Annotated in this window: 17 protein-coding genes; 10 read left to right on the top strand and 7 right to left on the bottom strand. The window is 35.4% G+C overall.

Features of this window, described 5'->3' with window-relative positions; all coding sequences use genetic code 11:
- The first annotated feature begins 55 nt into the window (after positions 1–55).
- Positions 56–1,198 carry a SpoIIE family protein phosphatase gene (locus ACWV26_RS05705; protein WP_455898187.1) on the top strand — a complete coding sequence of 381 codons (1,143 nt, stop codon included), beginning with the start codon at positions 56–58 and terminating at the stop codon, positions 1,196–1,198.
- Between the two features lie 232 nt (positions 1,199–1,430).
- On the opposite strand, the gene ACWV26_RS05710 is transcribed toward ACWV26_RS05705, so the two are convergent.
- The 3 genes from ACWV26_RS05710 to ACWV26_RS05720 all read right to left on the bottom strand — a co-directional run bounded on the left by ACWV26_RS05710 (position 1,431) and on the right by ACWV26_RS05720 (position 3,773).
- Positions 1,431–3,077: a b(o/a)3-type cytochrome-c oxidase subunit 1 gene (locus tag ACWV26_RS05710; RefSeq protein WP_455898188.1), complete on the bottom strand. Its 1,647-nt coding sequence runs from the start codon at positions 3,075–3,077 to the stop codon at positions 1,431–1,433.
- A gap of 68 nt (positions 3,078–3,145) precedes the next feature.
- A complete protein-coding gene (locus ACWV26_RS05715) occupies positions 3,146–3,628 on the bottom strand; it encodes a cytochrome c oxidase subunit II (protein ID WP_455897406.1) in 483 nt (160 codons plus the stop codon).
- A 22-nt stretch (positions 3,629–3,650) separates the two neighbouring features.
- Entirely contained in the window at positions 3,651–3,773 is a 123-nt protein-coding gene (locus ACWV26_RS05720; RefSeq protein WP_455897407.1) for a hypothetical protein, read from the bottom strand.
- A gap of 395 nt (positions 3,774–4,168) precedes the next feature.
- Here ACWV26_RS05720 and ACWV26_RS05725 point away from each other — a divergent pair, with 395 nt between their 5' ends.
- The gene (locus ACWV26_RS05725) at positions 4,169–5,080 is read left to right on the top strand and encodes an ABC transporter ATP-binding protein (RefSeq protein WP_455897408.1); all 912 of its coding nucleotides are present in this window, start codon (positions 4,169–4,171) and stop codon (positions 5,078–5,080) included.
- The gene (locus ACWV26_RS05730) at positions 5,058–5,999 is read left to right on the top strand and encodes an ABC transporter permease (RefSeq protein WP_455897409.1); all 942 of its coding nucleotides are present in this window, start codon (positions 5,058–5,060) and stop codon (positions 5,997–5,999) included. Before ACWV26_RS05725 ends, ACWV26_RS05730 begins: the two co-directional genes overlap by 23 nt.
- Before the next feature lie 124 nt (positions 6,000–6,123).
- On the opposite strand, the gene ACWV26_RS05735 is transcribed toward ACWV26_RS05730, so the two are convergent.
- Genes ACWV26_RS05735 through ACWV26_RS05750 form a run of 4 tightly spaced genes read right to left on the bottom strand, consistent with a single transcriptional unit; the run spans position 6,124 to position 9,967 of the window.
- Positions 6,124–7,197 (bottom strand): sulfate/molybdate ABC transporter ATP-binding protein, encoded by a 1,074-nt coding sequence (locus ACWV26_RS05735; protein WP_455897410.1) that lies wholly within the window; start codon positions 7,195–7,197, stop codon positions 6,124–6,126.
- 11 nt (positions 7,198–7,208) lie between these two features.
- Positions 7,209–8,066 (bottom strand): sulfate ABC transporter permease subunit CysW, encoded by an 858-nt coding sequence (cysW, locus tag ACWV26_RS05740; protein WP_455898189.1) that lies wholly within the window; start codon positions 8,064–8,066, stop codon positions 7,209–7,211.
- Between the two features lie 23 nt (positions 8,067–8,089).
- Positions 8,090–8,923, bottom strand: a complete 834-nt coding sequence (cysT, locus tag ACWV26_RS05745) for a sulfate ABC transporter permease subunit CysT (RefSeq protein ID WP_455897411.1) — start codon at positions 8,921–8,923, stop codon at positions 8,090–8,092.
- A gap of 12 nt (positions 8,924–8,935) precedes the next feature.
- Positions 8,936–9,967, bottom strand: coding sequence for a sulfate ABC transporter substrate-binding protein (locus ACWV26_RS05750; protein ID WP_455897412.1), 1,032 nt, complete (start codon positions 9,965–9,967; stop codon positions 8,936–8,938).
- 383 nt (positions 9,968–10,350) lie between these two features.
- Between ACWV26_RS05750 and ACWV26_RS05755 the strand changes: the two genes are divergently transcribed.
- The 7 genes from ACWV26_RS05755 to cysI all read left to right on the top strand — a co-directional run bounded on the left by ACWV26_RS05755 (position 10,351) and on the right by cysI (position 17,989).
- Positions 10,351–11,058 carry a phosphoadenylyl-sulfate reductase gene (locus ACWV26_RS05755; protein WP_455897413.1) on the top strand — a complete coding sequence of 236 codons (708 nt, stop codon included), beginning with the start codon at positions 10,351–10,353 and terminating at the stop codon, positions 11,056–11,058.
- A 15-nt stretch (positions 11,059–11,073) separates the two neighbouring features.
- Positions 11,074–12,213 carry a sulfate adenylyltransferase gene (gene sat, locus ACWV26_RS05760; RefSeq protein ID WP_455897414.1) on the top strand — a complete coding sequence of 380 codons (1,140 nt, stop codon included), beginning with the start codon at positions 11,074–11,076 and terminating at the stop codon, positions 12,211–12,213.
- Between the two features lie 10 nt (positions 12,214–12,223).
- Entirely contained in the window at positions 12,224–12,805 is a 582-nt protein-coding gene (gene cysC, locus ACWV26_RS05765; protein WP_455897415.1) for an adenylyl-sulfate kinase, read from the top strand.
- 123 nt (positions 12,806–12,928) lie between these two features.
- Positions 12,929–13,705 carry a uroporphyrinogen-III C-methyltransferase gene (gene cobA, locus ACWV26_RS05770; RefSeq protein WP_455897416.1) on the top strand — a complete coding sequence of 259 codons (777 nt, stop codon included), beginning with the start codon at positions 12,929–12,931 and terminating at the stop codon, positions 13,703–13,705.
- 20 nt (positions 13,706–13,725) lie between these two features.
- Positions 13,726–14,466 carry a sirohydrochlorin chelatase gene (locus ACWV26_RS05775; protein ID WP_455897417.1) on the top strand — a complete coding sequence of 247 codons (741 nt, stop codon included), beginning with the start codon at positions 13,726–13,728 and terminating at the stop codon, positions 14,464–14,466.
- A gap of 18 nt (positions 14,467–14,484) precedes the next feature.
- A complete protein-coding gene (locus ACWV26_RS05780; protein ID WP_455897418.1) occupies positions 14,485–16,236 on the top strand; it encodes an assimilatory sulfite reductase (NADPH) flavoprotein subunit in 1,752 nt (583 codons plus the stop codon).
- A 13-nt stretch (positions 16,237–16,249) separates the two neighbouring features.
- On the top strand, positions 16,250–17,989 hold the full coding sequence (gene cysI, locus ACWV26_RS05785; RefSeq protein ID WP_455897419.1) for an assimilatory sulfite reductase (NADPH) hemoprotein subunit: 1,740 nt from the start codon (positions 16,250–16,252) through the stop codon (positions 17,987–17,989).
- Positions 17,990–18,220: the final 231 nt, after the last annotated feature.

Raw genomic sequence — 18,220 nt, forward strand, 5'->3', positions numbered from 1 at the left:
ACTATTTTCTAAACTTTAGCAGAAGGGATGAATGAGAAAAGAGGTACTAGATAGAATGACGATTTTAATTGTAGATGATAACCAGGTAAATCTCTTTTTAGTAGAAAATATATTAAAACGAGCTGGTTATCATGATTATGTATCATTAACGTCTGCAAAAGAAATGTTTAGCTTTTTTAATAATGAAATGTTACATACAAAAGAAAGTTCAGTAGATCTTATTTTACTCGATATTATGATGCCTGAAATGGATGGAATAGAAGCTTGTAAACGTCTACAGACAATTCCAAGTTTAAAGGATATTCCAGTTATTTTTGTAACGGCAATTGAAAGTTCAAATAAGGTTGCAGAAGCGCTAGATGTAGGTGGGATTGATTATATAATGAAACCCATCAATAAAATTGATTTGCTAGCGAGAATTAGAGTAGGGCTTCGACTAAAATATGAAAAAGATTGGCATAAGAATCAAGAAGAAAAAATAAGAAGTGAACTTGATTTATCTATGCAAGTTCAAAGAGGTTTATTGAGCGAACCATTAAACGAAAATAATATCTTAATTGAAGCTTCCTATATTCCTGCAAATCATTTAGCAGGAGATATGTATTACTGGCAGAAAATTGATGATCATCGAATTGGCTTGGTCTTACTTGATATGATGGGCCATGGAATATCTTCTTCGCTTGTATGTATGTACATTTCTTCAGCGCTTAGAGATGCTATACGCAAAAACCCAAATCCCGAATCCTTTATTTTAGAATTAAATCATTGGATGAATATTTTAAATAAGGAAGAGAACGCGATCCATTATTATTTTACAGCCATATACTTAATTATTGATACGGAGAATAAAACAGTAGAATATGTAAATGCAGGACATCCGCCTGGTTTTGCCTTAGTGGATGGTAAAGAAGTTGTTTCATTAACAAAATCATGTTGTCCTGTTGGTTTCTTTGAAAAAATGAAAATAGAAAAATCGATTCTCCATTATGAAAACAACATTCAACTCTTGATGTATACAGATGGTGTCATGGAAGTATTAGACAATGAAGTGGAAGATGGCTTAGAAAGTTTAAAGGATACTTCATCAAAAGTATGGATTAAAGATGCAGGCAAAGAACCAATTGACTTTGTTATGCCAAAAGAGCTTCAACAAAATCAACCAGATGATATGTGTGTAGTAATAATACAAGCAGAATGAAATTAATAATCCAAATTTCTTCAAATGGGGACGATGTTTTCACCGTAAAAAATAGGACAGAATAAAAGATTATATTTATATTACAATTGTATTCAAAAAAAACTGTTTTTCAATTCGTAATCGAATAGAAAAACAGTTTTTTTGAATAATTATGATCATCAACGTTTGTTACAGAGATGTTCATAGCTTACTAAACTCAAAACTTTCTGGAAAGCTCCCTATAACTATTTAGTTACCAAAGCTTATATCCTTTTGAACCAAGTGGGGCGTTTTGGATAATATCATAAATTGGATATGTGTATGCAATTAATAGTAGGGCAACTAAAATTACAATCCAAATTTTAAAGTTTTCTAAAACTGCTGGTGTTTTTTCAGCATTTTCAGCAACTGTTCCAATTGGAAATTCTTGTTCTCCTTTTGGTGCAAAGAAGCAAAGATTGATAAAGATATACAAGAAAAGAACAATCCCAATGAATAATAAGGTACCACCAACAGCTTGAGCGATTTGGTAAGATGCCCAAGTTTTTGCAATTTCAGCACCACCATAATCAGAGAATGTTGAACGACGAGGAGCACCAAGTAAACCTTCGATATGCATTGAACTAGACATAATCGACATACCAATAACCCAAGTGATGGTTTGAATAATTCCAAGACGATTTAAACTTTTTGTTAATGTTCTACCTTTAAGATGAGGTACTAACCAATAAGTTGCACCAAAGAATGATAATACGACTGCTGTTGCAACAGTTAGATGGAAGTGACCTGTAACCCAAATGGTATTATGAATTAATTGGTTCATTTGGTGAGATGCATTGACAATACCTCCAGCACCACCTGGTATGAAGATTAACATACCCATGAAAGGAGCAAAGAAACGAACATCTCCCCAAGGTAATTTTTTTAGCCAGTTAAATAATCCTTTTCCACCAAGTTCACGGCCTCGTATTTCAAATGTCGCGAACATAGAGAATGCAGTTAGTAATGAAGGAATAACAACCATCATTGTTAAAACAACTTGCAAGAACTTCCAAGATCCAGCAATACCTGGTTCAGTCAATTGATGGTGAATTCCAACTGGTACAGAGAATAATACGAATAAAATAAATGAAAGCCGTGCTAGAGCATCAGAGAAAATCTTTCCGCCAATAACCTTTGGTACAACTACATACCAAATCATATAAGCTGGAAGTAACCAAAAGTAAACTAATGCGTGACCGAATGACCAAAATAGTGTTCGAGATAATAAGATATCAACACGCTCTACAAGTCCTAGAGACCAAGGTAATAATTGGAATAATACTTCAGAAGCGACACCAATCGTTGCTACAAACCACATTAAGTTATTACATACCACCATGAATGATAGAAGTGGTGATGTTTGATGAGGATTTTCTTTACGCCATTGCATCCATCGAAGTGCTTGACCTAAACCCCCAATCCAAGAACCGACAACAACAAGAGTTAATCCTAAGTAGAAAATCCAATGTGCTTGAAGTGGAGCATAAAATGTATATAATACGGATGCTTCATTTAATAAAACCATTGTTGCAGCCATTGCTGTACCGATTGTCATTGTCCAGAAGCCAACCCAACAAATTAATCTTTGTTTTGGCGTTAAAGTACCAGATGTGCGACTTACAGCAGCTATTTGAAAACCGTAGATAAAGAATGTAGTTAATATAAGACCTAATAATACGCCATGAACCGTTAAAACTTGATAATAGCCAATTCCCTTAGGTAATTCAAAACTTCCTGAACGCACTAAAACTTGTAAAAGACCAGCAGTACCACCTAAAAATAGGGCAATAAATGCAACATAAATATGAGCCATTGAAAGTTTAGCATCTTTGGAATCAACTTTTAAAAAATCAATCATTTTAGGAACCTTATTTGATTTTGTCATTTCTTTTTTCAGTACTTTGGAATGATCTAATGTTATTTGACTCATTTTTTATCCACCACCTTTAATTTAGAGTGCATTTGTGCATGACCTACACCACAATATTCATTACAAACGATTAAGTACTCCCCAACTTTATCAACTGTCGTAATATATTCTGAAACATAGCCGGGTTCTAACATCATGTTGACGTTTGTTCCAGCAATTTCAAATCCATGAACTACGTCTTTTGAAGTCGCCATAAATTTAACTTTTGCACCCACAGGTACTTCTAATTCAGGAGGATTGTAGTAAAAAGCAGAAGCAACTACAACCACTTCGTAATCCCAATCTTTACCGGATACTTTATGTACCCCAGGTTTATCGAATGGTGCAATTTCATCAACCTTCTCATGGTTGATTGTGTTCTTTGCACTTGGTGGATGACTCCCATTATGAAATGCCATAATACCTGTAATCATTAAAAAGACGATTAAGGAGCAAACACCAAATGTAAGCCAATATCTTTCATATTTATGAAGATGCATTGTTTTTCCTCCTAACTACTAATTAAAAGCGATCAAGAAATAGACCAAAGCATGCAGCCCAAACAGCTACTATAATCCCGCCTAGGGTCAAAACTAAATAGAAAGTACCTTTTAAGTTTTCTTCTGATTCATTTTTATTGGCCATATTGACCCTCCTTTTTGAAAATTCCAAGTTACTTTTTGATCTCGAACTCATGATATAAAAATTAAAGAGCTTTAGGTGTGATAAAAATCACACCTCTATGTAAGAAATGTGAATGATGTGTGAAAAAGATATGATTAAACAGTGAAATGGAGAATTGAACTTTTAAAAAACATCGATTAAATTATAGTTTGGTAGATTTATATATTCTGAATATGAGTTATATCCTAAGGCTGGAAAATAAGGGATTTTTATAATTAAATGAAACCAAAAATGGACAAGATACGTATATTCAAAGGGATGGTAAAATGTAACTAATTTTGCCAAATTGAAAATTAACGAAAGGAAGTAAATTTTTATATTACATGCGGTGAAAAATCATGGAAAGGAAGAATTTAATGAAACCAATCGTTGAATTGAAGAATTTATCAAAAGCAATAAAGGGAAAACAGATTATCAAAGATTTGAATATTGAACTGTATCCTGGCCAAATTACAGGATTTTTAGGTCCAAATGGTGCTGGTAAAACAACTACAATACGAATGATGACGGGACTTATGAGACCTACAGAGGGCGAAGTTTTAATCGATGGAATTTCACTTTCGCAGAACTTTGATAAAGCAATTAGCAAAGTAGGAGTTATAGTAGAAAATCCAGAGATGTATAAGTATTTGTCAGGAGCTAAAAACTTACTTCATTTTGCTAGAATGCATGACAATGTTTCAAAAGAAAGAATTACAGAAGTTGTCCGGTTAGTTGGACTCGAAAACCGTATTCATGAAAAAGTATCGACTTATTCTTTAGGTATGAGGCAAAGATTAGGATTAGCTCAAGCGTTATTACATCATCCTAAGTTTTTGATATTGGATGAACCAACGAATGGACTTGATCCTGCTGGTATTCGAGAGTTTAGGGAACATCTTCGAACAATTGCCAGACAAGAAAATGTATCCATTTTCGTATCGAGTCATTTACTTTCAGAAATTGAGTTAATCTGTGATAGAATTGCCGTTATCCAAAATGGAGAGCTTATTGATATTCGTGAAATAGCGAATGAGCAGCAATCTACATATTATTTTGAGGTTGAACAGTCTTGTGAACAAATTTTAAAGATGCAAAACTATCGTTTTGAAAAACAATCAAAAGGATACCTTATTGCAATAGAGAGAGAGGATGTACCAAAGCTTATTGCTAGTTTGATAACTGAAGGAATAGATATTTATTCTGTACAACAACATCATCAATCACTTGAAGATCAATTCTTAGAAATGACAGGAGGTGGACAAATTGCTAAAGCTTCTGCAAAATGAGTGGATGAAATTGTGGCATAAAAAAGGTACATGGGTTATGCTCATTATTTTAGTTTTATCCATTTTAACGATGGCTGGTGTTCATAAATGGTCATATAACAAGGATGTTGAAAATAGAGGTGAGTGGAAAGCACTTGAAGAGCAATCTATTAAACAACAACAATCAATGATAAAAAGTGGTGAACTTTCAAAAAAACAGTTACAAGATGCAAAAGATTCAATACAAATTTCAAATTATCGTTTGAAAAACAATATACAACCTGTTGATACGGGAAGTGCTCAATCCTATGTAAACGATAGTTCAATGCTATTATCTTTAATTAGTCTATTTGCTACTATAATAGCTGCTGGTATTGTATCAAGTGAGTTTGCAACGGGAACAATTAAGATGCTTCTAACACGTCCGGTAAGTCGTGCAAAAATATTATCTTCAAAACTTTTAATAGTCATTATATTTGCTATCTTCATGGCAATCCTAACATGGGTATTAAACTTTATTACAGGAGCAGTTTTATATGGATTCTCTTCAGGGACAAATTTAATTGTTGAAGGGAACAGTGTAGTTGAGTCTTCTTTATTGGCTCATTCAATATATATGTATTTGTTAACATTTGGAGAAATCCTTATGTCGATTGTATTTGCATTTATGATAGGAAGTATTTTCCGCTCAAGTTCTTTAGCAATTGGTCTTACTTTATTTATTAATTTTGCGGGATCTAGCATTGTGGTATTTTTAAGCAAATATGAATTTGTCAAATATTTGTGGATTCCAAATATGGACCTAACTCAATTTGAGACTGGTTATTCTATTGTAGAAGGCTTGACAATGCCGTTCTCTTTAGCAATTCTAGCCATTTATGCAGTACTATTTTTATTCGCTAGCTTTATTTCATTTGTAAAACGCGATGTTACTGCTTAAGAATAGGGTAATAGGGTATTTATAATTTTCAAGGAAAAAGAGGTAACGTAAAACAATTGTTTTACGTTACCTCTTTGTTTTTAGATAAAACATTTACTTATTTGTTAACTACCATACAATTAAACTAAATCGAAAAGTCCGCTGGTATAAAGACCTTTAATTGCTTTGGTCGAATGTAAACTTCCTCACCGCGACTTAAGTTCAAAGAGCGGAATTGTTCTTTGGATAACTCTGCTTCCAGATATTCATCAACATCCTGGCGATGTAGCTCAATTTGCACTATTGGACCGATGGCATGAATGAAGATAATCTTCGCAAGCACCATATCCTCAAAAATAGCTGTTCGTTCAATTTGAATATCATGTGGACGTACATACCCAATTGCCTCAATATCATTTTGGGTTAGCTCTTGATCGACATTACTTGTATAGTTTCCATGAACAAGCTGGCCATCTTTTAAACGTCCTTTAAATAAATTGACATTGCCGAGAAAATCGTAAACAAATGGACTATTCGGATGTTCATATACGTCTTCAGGTGTACCAACTTGCTCGATGCGCCCTTTATTCATCACTACGATACGGTCAGCAACGTCTAAAGCTTCCTCTTGATCATGTGTTACGAAAATACTTGTCACGTGAAATTCATTGTGCATCTTTCTTAACCAGCGTCGTAAATCTTTCCGAACTTTTGCATCAAGTGCCCCAAATGGTTCGTCTAACAAAAGTACTTTTGGTTCAACAGCTAGTGCTCTTGCAAGTGCAACACGCTGTCTTTGACCACCTGATAGTTGGTTTGGATAGCGATCTGCAAAGGGCTCAAGTTTTACTAGTGATAAAAGTGTATGTACCTTTTCTTCAATCTCCTTTTTAGAAGGGCGAGTTTTACGGGGACGTACCTTTAGACCATAGGCTACATTATCAAATACCGTCATATGTTTGAAGAGTGCATAATGTTGAAAAACGAACCCAATATTTCGTTCCTTTGCATTAATCTCAGTTATATTTTCTCCGTCAAATAAAATTACACCTTCATCAAGATTCTCTAATCCTGCAATAATGCGAAGTAGCGATGTTTTTCCTGAACCGGATGGACCAAGCAACGCAATCAGTTCGCCTGTTTCAATGTTCAGAGAAATGTTATCTAAAGCTTGAAAACTACCAAACTGCTTTTTTACATTTTGAATTGTAATACTCATATTGATCCCTCCTAATGCTTTGTTTTCCATTCAATAATATTTTTAATAACGATTGTAATCAATGCTAAAATGGACATCAATGACGCAACTGCAAATGCGCTTGAAAATTGGTATTCATTGTATAAGACTTCTATATGAAGGGGCATTGTATTAGTTAAACCTCGAACATGACCGGATACAACAGATACTGCGCCGAATTCTCCCATTACACGGGCATTACATAAAATAACTCCATATAAAAGTCCCCATTTAATATTGGGAAGTGTGACCTTGATAAAAGTAGTGAAAGCACCTGCACCTAAACTGATGGAAGCTTCTTCTTCTTGTTTTCCTTGTGTTTGCATGAGTGGAATAAGCTCTCTAGCAACAAATGGAACAGTTATAAAGAGTGACGCTAAAATAATACCTGGTAAAGCAAAAATGATTTGAACATTGTGATTCAATAGCCATTCACCAAATAGTCCTTCTGCACCAAAAAGTAAAATAAATACTAAACCTGCAATAACAGGAGAAACTGCAAATGGTAAATCAATTAATGTTGTTAATAAATTTTTCCCACGAAAATCAAATTTCGTAATTACCCAAGCGCAAGCAATCCCAAATATCGTATTGATTGGAACGACTATTAGAGCTACAAGCAAAGTTAACTTAATCGCCGATAGAGCATCAGGTTCAGTAATGGATGCAATATATACATCTATTCCTTTTTTAAAGGCGGTTATAAAAATCGTGACCAGTGGTAGCACTAAAAAAATGAGAAGAAATAACAGGGAAATGGTAGTCAGCAAAAAGCGTATAATCCATGGTTCTTTTAAAGCCGCATTCCCTGCTTGCTGCTTAGATGTGACTTTAGGTTGTTCAATTATCATTTGTTTTTCCATGCCTTCGCCTCCTATGCACTATATTTCTTGTTTACGAACCATTGAATTGTATTCATCACTAGCAAAATCACAAATGATGATACGAGTAAAACAATTGCTATCGCAGTAGCACCTGCATAATCATATTGCTCAAGCTTCGTCATAATGAGTAAAGGCGTTATCTCTGTTTTCATTGGCATATTTCCAGCAATAAAAACGACAGAACCATATTCACCGAGAGCACGAGAAAAGGCAAGAGTAAAACCAGTTAAGATGGCCGGAATTAGCTCTGGAAAAATAACTTTTGTAAAAGTTTGAAGTCGATTTGCCCCAAGACTGGCGGATGCCTCTTCTGATTCAACTGAAAAATTTTGCAATACTGGTTGTATTGTTCGTACTACGAATGGTAATCCGATAAATGTTAAAGCAATAATGATCCCTAATGGGGTAAATGCTATTTTAAATGGGACTAGGCTTCCAATCCAGCCGTTTTTTGCATAGAGTGTCGTAAGTGCAATCCCAGCAACTGCAGTCGGCAAAGCGAAAGGAAGATCGACTAGACCATCCATCAGTTTTTTTCCAACAAAATCATAACGAGTAAGTACCCAAGCAATCATGGTACCGAAAATTACATTAATAATGGCTGCCACTAATGCAGTACCAAATGTTACCTTATACGATGCTATTACTCTGATATCAGTTATCGTTTTGAAGAAATCATTCAAACTAAGCTGCATCGTATTCCAAAAGAGCATAGATAGAGGCAGTAATACTAAAATACATAAATAAAGTAACGTAAAACCAAGAGAAAGCTTAAATCCCGGAAGGATGGTTAACTTTTTCTTGCGTGGTAAAAGAGTTGCCAAAAAAATTCCTCCTTACTGATTTTTAGGAGTATAAATGGAGTCAAATGTTCCACCATCGCTGAAATGTTCCTTTTGAGCTTTTTGCCAGCCTCCAAAATCATCAATTGTAATTAAATCTAGCTTTGGAAATTGCTTTTTATGTTCTTCAAGAATCTTCTTGTTACGTGGGCGGTAATAGTTTTCTGCTGCAATTTCCTGACCCTTATCTGTATAGAGATATTCTAAATATGCCTTTGCAACTTTATCAGTTCCCTTTCGTTTCGTATTTTTGTCAACAACTGCAACAGGAGGTTCAGCTAAAATGCTTAATGATGGTGTGACGATTTCAAATTTGTCTTGACCAAGCTCTTTTAATGATAAATAAGCTTCGTTTTCCCATGCGATTAATACATCCCCAATTTGTCGCTCTGTAAATGTTGTTGTAGAACCACGGGCTCCTGAATCAAGAACTTCTACATTGTTATAAAGCTTTTTCATAAAGTCTTTAATTTTTGTTTCATCCCCATTGTATTTACGATCTGCATAACCCCATGCAGCTAAATAATTCCAACGCGCTCCTCCAGATGACTTTGGATTTGGTGTTACAACAGAGACATTTTTTTTCACAAGGTCATCCCAATCATGAATATGCTTTGGATTCCCCTTGCGAACGAGAAATACAATCGTTGAAGTGTAGGGAGAAGAATGATCGGGTAAATCTTTTTCCCAGTCCTTATTAATTAGATTGCGATTTGAAGCAATTTCATCGATATCATAAGCAAGTGCAAGTGTTACAACATCTGCTTGTAAGCCATCGATTACAGCACGCCCTTGCTTACCAGAGCCACCATGAGATTGCTGAATTTTAACATTCTGCCCTGTTTTTTGTTTCCACTCTTTTGTGAAGGAATCATTTATCCCTTCGTACAATTCTCTAGTTGGATCATAGGATACATTTAGTAGATTAATGGTGGCGCCCTTTTGGTTTGAACTAGAACATCCACTAATCAACAACGCTATTGAGCTTGCTGCCAAAAATGCAGCGAATTTCTTAGTGGTTTTCATTTTTTCACTCCTTTAACAATTAGGAAATTTAGTGAATTATCAAAATAATAAATTGCTGAAATAGATTCAAAAAGTAAAAAGGCTACAATCGTTGGCACTTCTACTGTGTCATTGATTGTAGCCTTCAGTTTGTCTGATCAGCTTATTTTGCTTTATGTAATATTAAAACACATATTTCCAATTAGTCAACTATGAATTAAAAAATATAATTTTCTATTTTTTTAGAATGCTAGTTGACAGGTTGGTATTCTATGATTTATACTTCGAAGAAATTCACCGTATTCGTGAATCAATTGTATATTAGCTAACCAGACAACTGGAGGCGCTTTTAATGGTTATACATAGCCATTAAAGCGCCCTTTTTTATGAGAGGAAGTGACAAAATGCTTACTTTTGAAACATTTGAAGAAGTAGAAATTCCTACAATCGAACAAGACCCTGAATATAAAGGTGCACTTGAAGTATTAAAGTGGAGCTATGATACATATCAAAATCAGCTCGTTTACGGCTGTAGTTTTGGTATAGAGGGAATTGTACTTATTGACTTAATTGCGAAAATCAAGGAAGACGCAAGAATTGTTTTTTTAGATACAAATCTTCATTTTAAGGAAACATATGACACGATTCAAAAGGTTAAAGAGAAATATCCCAAATTACAAATTGAACTGAAGCAACCTAAACTTTCATTAGAGGAACAAGCAGCTCAATATGGTGATAAGTTATGGGAAACAAATCCAAACGAATGTTGCAGAATCAGGAAAGTTGAGCCGTTGCATGAAGAGTTGAGTGAAGCAACAGCATGGATATCTGGACTTCGAAGAGAACAAAGTCCAACGCGAGCAAATACAGAATTTTTTAACAAAGATTCTAAATTTGAAGCGATTAAAGTTTGTCCGCTTATTCATTGGACATGGAAAGATGTTTGGCGTTATGTTTCAAAACATGATTTACCATATAACATATTGCATGATCAAGGGTATCCAAGTATTGGCTGTGAAAAATGCACAAAACCTGCTTGGACAGCTGATGATTTACGCTCAGGCAGATGGTCTAATACAGGAAAAACAGAATGTGGTTTACATGAAAACTAGAGGAGGAATTTATAAATGACAAACGTAGCACATGGCGGTAATTTAGTTTCGCGTTATAATCCATCACTAAATATTTCATCAATCAGCAAAGCGATTACACTTGATGCAATTGCTTTAAGTGATATAGAGCTTATTGGTATTGGGGGCTACAGTCCAATTACGGGGTTCTTAAATGAAGAGGATTATCTTTCAGTCGTTGAAAATTTACGTCTTGCTGATGGAACAGTTTGGAGTATTCCCATCACACTTCCTGTTTCAGATGAAGAAATCGAATCAATCGCAATTGGCGATACAGTAAAGCTTGAAAAAGATGGCATTACGTATGGTGTCATTGAGATTGCATCAATCTATTCACCAGATAAAGAAAGAGAAGCTGAAAAAGTTTACGGAACAAAGGACAGTGAACATCCTGGAGTTGCAAAGCTTTTCTCACGACCAAATACATATGTTGGTGGGGAAGTTACACTTATTAAGAGACAAACTCCTAAATTTGAAGAATTTACGTTTACACCAGCTGAAACACGTGCCATTTTTGATGAAAAAGGCTGGAACACAATTGTAGGATTCCAAACACGTAATCCTGTACATCGTGCACATGAATATATTCAAAAAGCAGCATTAGAAACTATTGATGGTCTCTTTTTAAACCCATTAGTCGGTGAAACGAAATCTGATGATATTTCTGCAGAAGTTCGAATGGAAAGTTATCAAGTATTGCTTAAAAACTATTATCCAAAAAATCGTGTACATTTAGGTATTTTCCCGGCAGCAATGCGTTATGCAGGTCCAAGAGAAGCCATTTTCCATGCACTTGTTCGTAAAAACTATGGTTGCACGCATTTTATCGTAGGCCGTGACCATGCAGGTGTAGGAAATTACTATGGAACTTATGATGCACAGAAAATATTTGATCAATTTACTTCTGAAGAATTAGGTATTCAACCATTAAAATTTGAACATAGCTTCTATTGCACAGCTTGTGAAGGAATGGCAACAACAAAAACATGTCCACATGATCATGACCAACATATTATTTTATCTGGTACGAAGGTCCGTGAAATGCTTCGAAATGGTGAGGTTCCACCTGCAACCTTTAGTCGCAAAGAGGTTGTCGAAGTGCTTATTAAGGGAATGAGAGAAAAAGCGAAAGCTTAGGGGGATCATGATGGCAGAAAATATTGTGTGGCATGAGGCATCTGTTACAAAACAAGAGCGGGAGCAAAAAAGTGGGCAAAAAAGCGTCATTCTTTGGTTTACTGGGCTATCAGCATCCGGAAAATCAACCATTGCAAATGCATTTGCTAGAGAAGTTTTTAATCGAGGCAATGGAGTATATGTGCTTGATGGTGATAATATACGCCATGGTCTAAATAAGGACTTAGGGTTTGATGAAGAAAGCCGCAAGGAAAATATTCGCAGAATTGGCGAGGTTGCAAAATTATTTGTAGATGCTGGTCAAATTGTCTGCACCGCATTTATATCTCCGTATCGGGAAGATCGAGAAGTTGTTCGCCAATTAGTAGAAGATGGAGAATTCATCGAAGTATATGTAAAAGCATCGGTTCAGACATGTGAAGAACGAGATCCTAAAGGATTGTACAAAAAAGCAAAAGCCGGTGAAATACAGAACTTTACGGGGATATCTGCACCTTATGAGGCACCACTTAATCCCGAAATTATTTTAGATACAGAGCAATACTCAATAGAGGAATGTGTATTGCAACTTATTAAAGAACTAAATATCTAATTTTTTAGATAGCTGACTAAACATCTAGAGGCATCCAGTTATATATCTTTTTCAATTTTCTAAGAAACCATTGTATATCTGGATGTTTTTTAAATTATAATTTTACATCTTAGAGGTGATTTGATGGGTAAAGTATACATCGTAGGTGCTGGTCCAGGGGATATCGACCTTATTACAGTGAAGGGACTAAGGTGTATTAAAGAATCAGATGTCATTTTATACGATCGTTTGATAAATAAGGAATTATTGAACTATGCGAAACCGGGGGCACAACTTATTTTCTGTGGTAAGCTTCCAAATCGTCATGCAATGATTCAAGAAAGTATAAATGAATCACTTGTCCGTTACGCTATGGAAGGAAAAATTGTCACACGTTTAAAAGGTGGAGACCCGTTCGTTTTTGGTAGAGGAGCAGAGGAAGCGGAGGTACTTGCCAATAATCAAATACCATTCGAAATTGTACCAGGTATCACGTCAGGCATTGCTGCTCCTGCATATGCAGGGATTCCTGTCACACATCGTGACGTAAGCGGTAGTTTTGCGATTGTGACAGGGCATCGTCAGGCTGGAAAGGATGACGATTTAAAATGGGAATCGCTCGCTTCAATCGATACGCTTGCTGTTTACATGGGAGTAAAAAACCTCCCATATATCGTGTCACAGCTTCTAAAATTTGGCCGAGCAAAAAATACGCCTGTTGCACTTATACACTGGGGTACTTACGATAAGCAACAAACAATTACTGGAACGCTTGAAACGATTGAATTAATAGTTGAAAAATCAACTATTTCAAATCCTTCAATGATTATTGTAGGTGAGGTTGTAGCTTTGCGAGAAAAAATTCAATGGTTTGATAAGAAACCAAATACTGAGCAAATAATAGCTGAACCAGTCAAGTAGTCATTTAGGAGGGACCCTACATGCAAGCAGTTATTTATATTGCACATGGTACACGAATACAGGCTGGAATAGATGAAGCAAAATTCTTTGTGGCTCGGGCTAAAGAACATATTCCAATAAAATTGCAGGAGATTTGTTTTTTAGAGCTAGCGGAACCAACGATTGAGCAAACAATCGACCGTGTCATTGCTAAGGGAGCATCTGAAATTGCCCTCATTCCGATACTTTTACTAAATGCAAATCATGCCAAAAAAGATATTCCAGCTATGCTTTTGCCCATTAAGCTAAAATATCCAAATATTGTTTTTTCTTATGGAAAACCCTTTGGGATTCATCTCAATCTCATTACCCAAATTTATAAGCGTATTCAAGAACAGACATCTGAATTAGCTCCTGATGATGAAATTTTGCTCATTGGTCGGGGAAGTAGTGACCCTGCCGTCGTTCGTGAATTTGCAGAAATAGCAACGCAGTTGAAGCTTCGTTATGGGATTCGATATGTTGAAATTGCCTTTTTATATGGAAATGGTCCTAAGTTTAGTAGTTATGTTGACAAAATAGTGGAGTCTTCTAAGAAGCATCATTATATTGTTCCCTATTTATTATTTCAGGGAAAACTAAGGAATCATATTGAAAAAGAATTAAAAGAATATAAGAGTGTAACTGTATGTAACAGTCTCGGTTATGAAGATTTAGTGCTTGATGTTTTATTAGAGCGCACAAGAGAAGCAGTAAAAGCATTACGAACAGTAAGTACATAAATTAGATGAGGTGAAAAAATGACACTACAAGTAAGTAATAGTCCATTTACTGAAAAGCAAGTTCAACTTTTAAATGAGCTAATACCAAATTTAACAGAACAACAGAAAATTTGGCTGAATGGATATTTAAGTGCCCCAATACAAGTAATTGCAAAGGCTACTGAGGTGCAAGAACTTCCAGCTTCACAACAAACAGTTTCAGCAACCATATTATATGGCTCTCAAACAGGTAATAGTCAAAAACTAGCTGAAAAGTTTGGTACTTTACTAGAAGGAAATTCTGTTCAAGTTGATGTTTCTTCAATGCTTGATTTTAAATTTAAGAATTTAAAAAAGCTTGATAATTTATTAATTATTACTAGTACGCATGGAGAGGGAGAGGCACCTGATAATGCAATTCCTTTTTATGAATCATTACATAGTAATCGTGCACCTAAGCTTCCAGATTTGAACTATGCTGTTTTGGCACTAGGGGATAGCTCCTATGAGAAGTTCTGTCAAACTGGTGCTGATATTGACATGCGACTAAAGGAGCTTGGAGCTAATCAATTATTAGAGCGTGTTAATTGCGATGTAGATTATGAGGAAGCAGCAGAACAATGGTTTGAAGTCATCTCAAATATGCTATTACCAACAAATAGTACGAAACAACCTGAGATAAGTAGAAATGAATCAGTCTATTCTAAAAAGAATCCTTATCAAGCGGAAATAGTAGAGAAAATCAATTTAAATATGGATGGTTCCAATAAAGAAACGTATCATCTAGAGCTCTCAGTAGAAGGGTCCGATATAGCGTGGCAGGCAGGTGATTGCATTGGAATTTATCCGCATAACCAACAGGATATTGTTGAGGAATTAATAAAAGCTGTCGGTTTTAGTGGGAAAGAAATTGTGCAATACAAAAATGAATCATTGCCAATAGAAGTCGTTTTAAAAAATTATTTAGAAATTACAGTTTTGACTAAGCCATTAATTGAAAAGCTTGTACCATATACTACTGGTGCAGATGAGCTGTTAGATGGTAAATGGAAAGAATACAAAGAAGGTCGATATGTAGCAAATCTTCTTAAAGATTATAATTTTACAGGATCGCCTCAGGAACTTGTCGATGTCCTAAGACCAATTCCTCCAAGACTTTATAGTATTGCATCAAGTTATATAGCAAATCCGGATGAAGTTTCTTTGTTAATCGGAAAAGTTTCTTATACTGCGCAAGGTCAACAACGAATAGGTGTAACTTCAGGAGAAATCTCAGAACAGCTTGAAGTAGGAGATACAGTATCCATCTTCTTGCAAGAAAATCCGAATTTTAAACTACCAGATGCAAAAACGCCAATCATAATGATTGGAGCAGGAACAGGTGTTGCGCCATTCCGATCATTTATCGAGGAAAGAGCAGAGCAAGATGCAGGGGACTCTTGGCTATTCTTTGGAGAGCAACATTTTCTTACAGACTTCCTATATCAAGTTGAATGGCTTCGCTATTTAGAAGATGGTGTATTAACGAAAATGGATGTTGCCTTTTCACGCGATCAAGAAGAAAAAATTTATGTACAGCATCGCTTACTTGAAAAGGCTGAAGAAGTGTATAAATGGATTGAAGATGGAGCAGTCATTTATATATGCGGTGATGAAAAGACAATGGCTAAAGATGTGCACGAAGCACTTATTCAAATTATCGAACAACAAGAACAGATTTCACACGAAAAAGCTGAAGAGAAGTTAGTCACATTACAAAGAGAAAAACGATATCAACGAGATGTTTACTAAAGGAGGTAGGATTATGAGCGGAAAAGTTGAAGCACCAAAAGGGACTCCTAGTGAGAACGAAAAATATAAAGAAGATAGTAATTATTTACGTGGTACGATTGCAGAATCATTTAAAGAGCCTTTATCAGGTAAGATTCCAGAAATCGACCAACAACTAATTAAATTCCATGGAAGCTATATGCAAGATAATCGTGATGAGCGATTAATTCGACAAAGAAAAAAACTTGAGCCATCCTATCAATTTATGGTTCGTGTGCGTGTACCCGGAGGCGTTGCTACACCCGAACAATGGTTGATGATGGATGAAATGGCAAATACGATTGGTAATACAACCTTAAAAGTGACAACACGTCAGACATTCCAAATTCATGGTATTTTAAAACGTAATGTGAAGACCTTTATGCAAAACATTAACTCTGTTTTACTTGATTCAATTGCTGCATGTGGCGATGTAAACAGAAACGTAATGAGCAATGTAAATCCACACCAATCTGAATTTCATCAAGAAGTGTATGATTGGTCAGTTAAACTAAGTGAGCATTTATTGCCACGAACAAGGGCATATCACGAAATTTGGTTAGACGGTGAAAAAGTTCTTGAAACTCCTCAAACAGAAGAGGTAGAGCCAATTTATGGCAAGCATTATTTGCCTCGTAAATTTAAAATTGGTTTAGCAATTCCACCAAGTAATGATGTAGATGTGTATTCTCAAGATATCGGATTGATTGCTATTGCAAAAGACGGTCAGCTTATAGGGTTTAATATCGCTGTTGGTGGCGGTATGGGTATGACACATGGAGATGAATCTACGTATCCGCAACTAGGTCGATTAATTGGTTTTGTTCCTAAAGAAAAGTTATTAATCACAGCTGAGAAAATTCTGACAATCCAACGTGATTATGGCAATCGCTCAAATCGCAAAAATGCTCGCTTTAAATATACAATAGATCGTGTTGGCCTTGATTGGTTTAAAGAAGAACTTGCTCGTAGAACAGGATTTGAATTAGAAGAGACAAGAGAATTTAAATTTACAAGAACCGGCGATGAATATGGATGGGTCGAGGGAGTCAACGGAAACTGGCATTTTACACTGTTTGTTGAAAATGGTCGTATTAAGGATTCAGAAAATTATCCACTTATGACGGGGCTTCGAGAAATTGCTAAAGTGCATCAAGGCGAATTTCGAATGACGCCAAACCAAAACGTAATGATTGCAAATGTTCCTTCTAATGACAAGGAGAAAATTCAATCACTAATCGAACAATATCATTTAACAGATGGTAAGCAATATTCAGCTCTAAGAAGGAACTCAATTGCATGTGTTGCACTTCCAACATGTGGCCTTGCGATGGCAGAGTCTGAGCGTTACTTACCTTCATTGATTACGAAAATAGAAGAAATAATTGATGAAGCTGGATTACATGATGAGGAAATAGTGATTCGTATGTCAGGATGCCCAAATGGTTGTTCTCGTGCACCACTTGCTGAAATTGGATTTGTCGGCAAAAGTTTAGGCAAATATAATATGTACCTAGGTGCTTCCTATACAGGTGATCGCTTAAGTAAATTATATCGTGAGAGTATTAATGAAGCTGAAATTTTAGCTGAGCTTAAGCCATTATTATTCTTATATGCTAAAGAACGTGAAGAAGGCGAACATTTTGGTAATTTTGTTGTCAGAAAGGGTATTATTAACGCTACAACAGACGGAACAAATTTCCATGCTAAAAATTTAGATTCTTCGCTTATCTAGTAATCTATAGCTTACCTTTGAAGAAGAAGTTGTCCAAAAAGTTAGAGGTTCGTAATACTTTTGGATAACTTCTTTTTTACCATTTTTAAATAATAATGTTGTTGTTTAAACATATAATTTTATAAGAGGTTTTCATTCCAATGATTTCCAAAAATGATGAAACCGAATAAAAAATAAAAAAATGTCCGATTTTGTCATGGACATTTTTGTATGTACATATGCTATTTTAGG

This window comes from Rummeliibacillus sp. JY-2-4R (assembly GCF_053847205.1).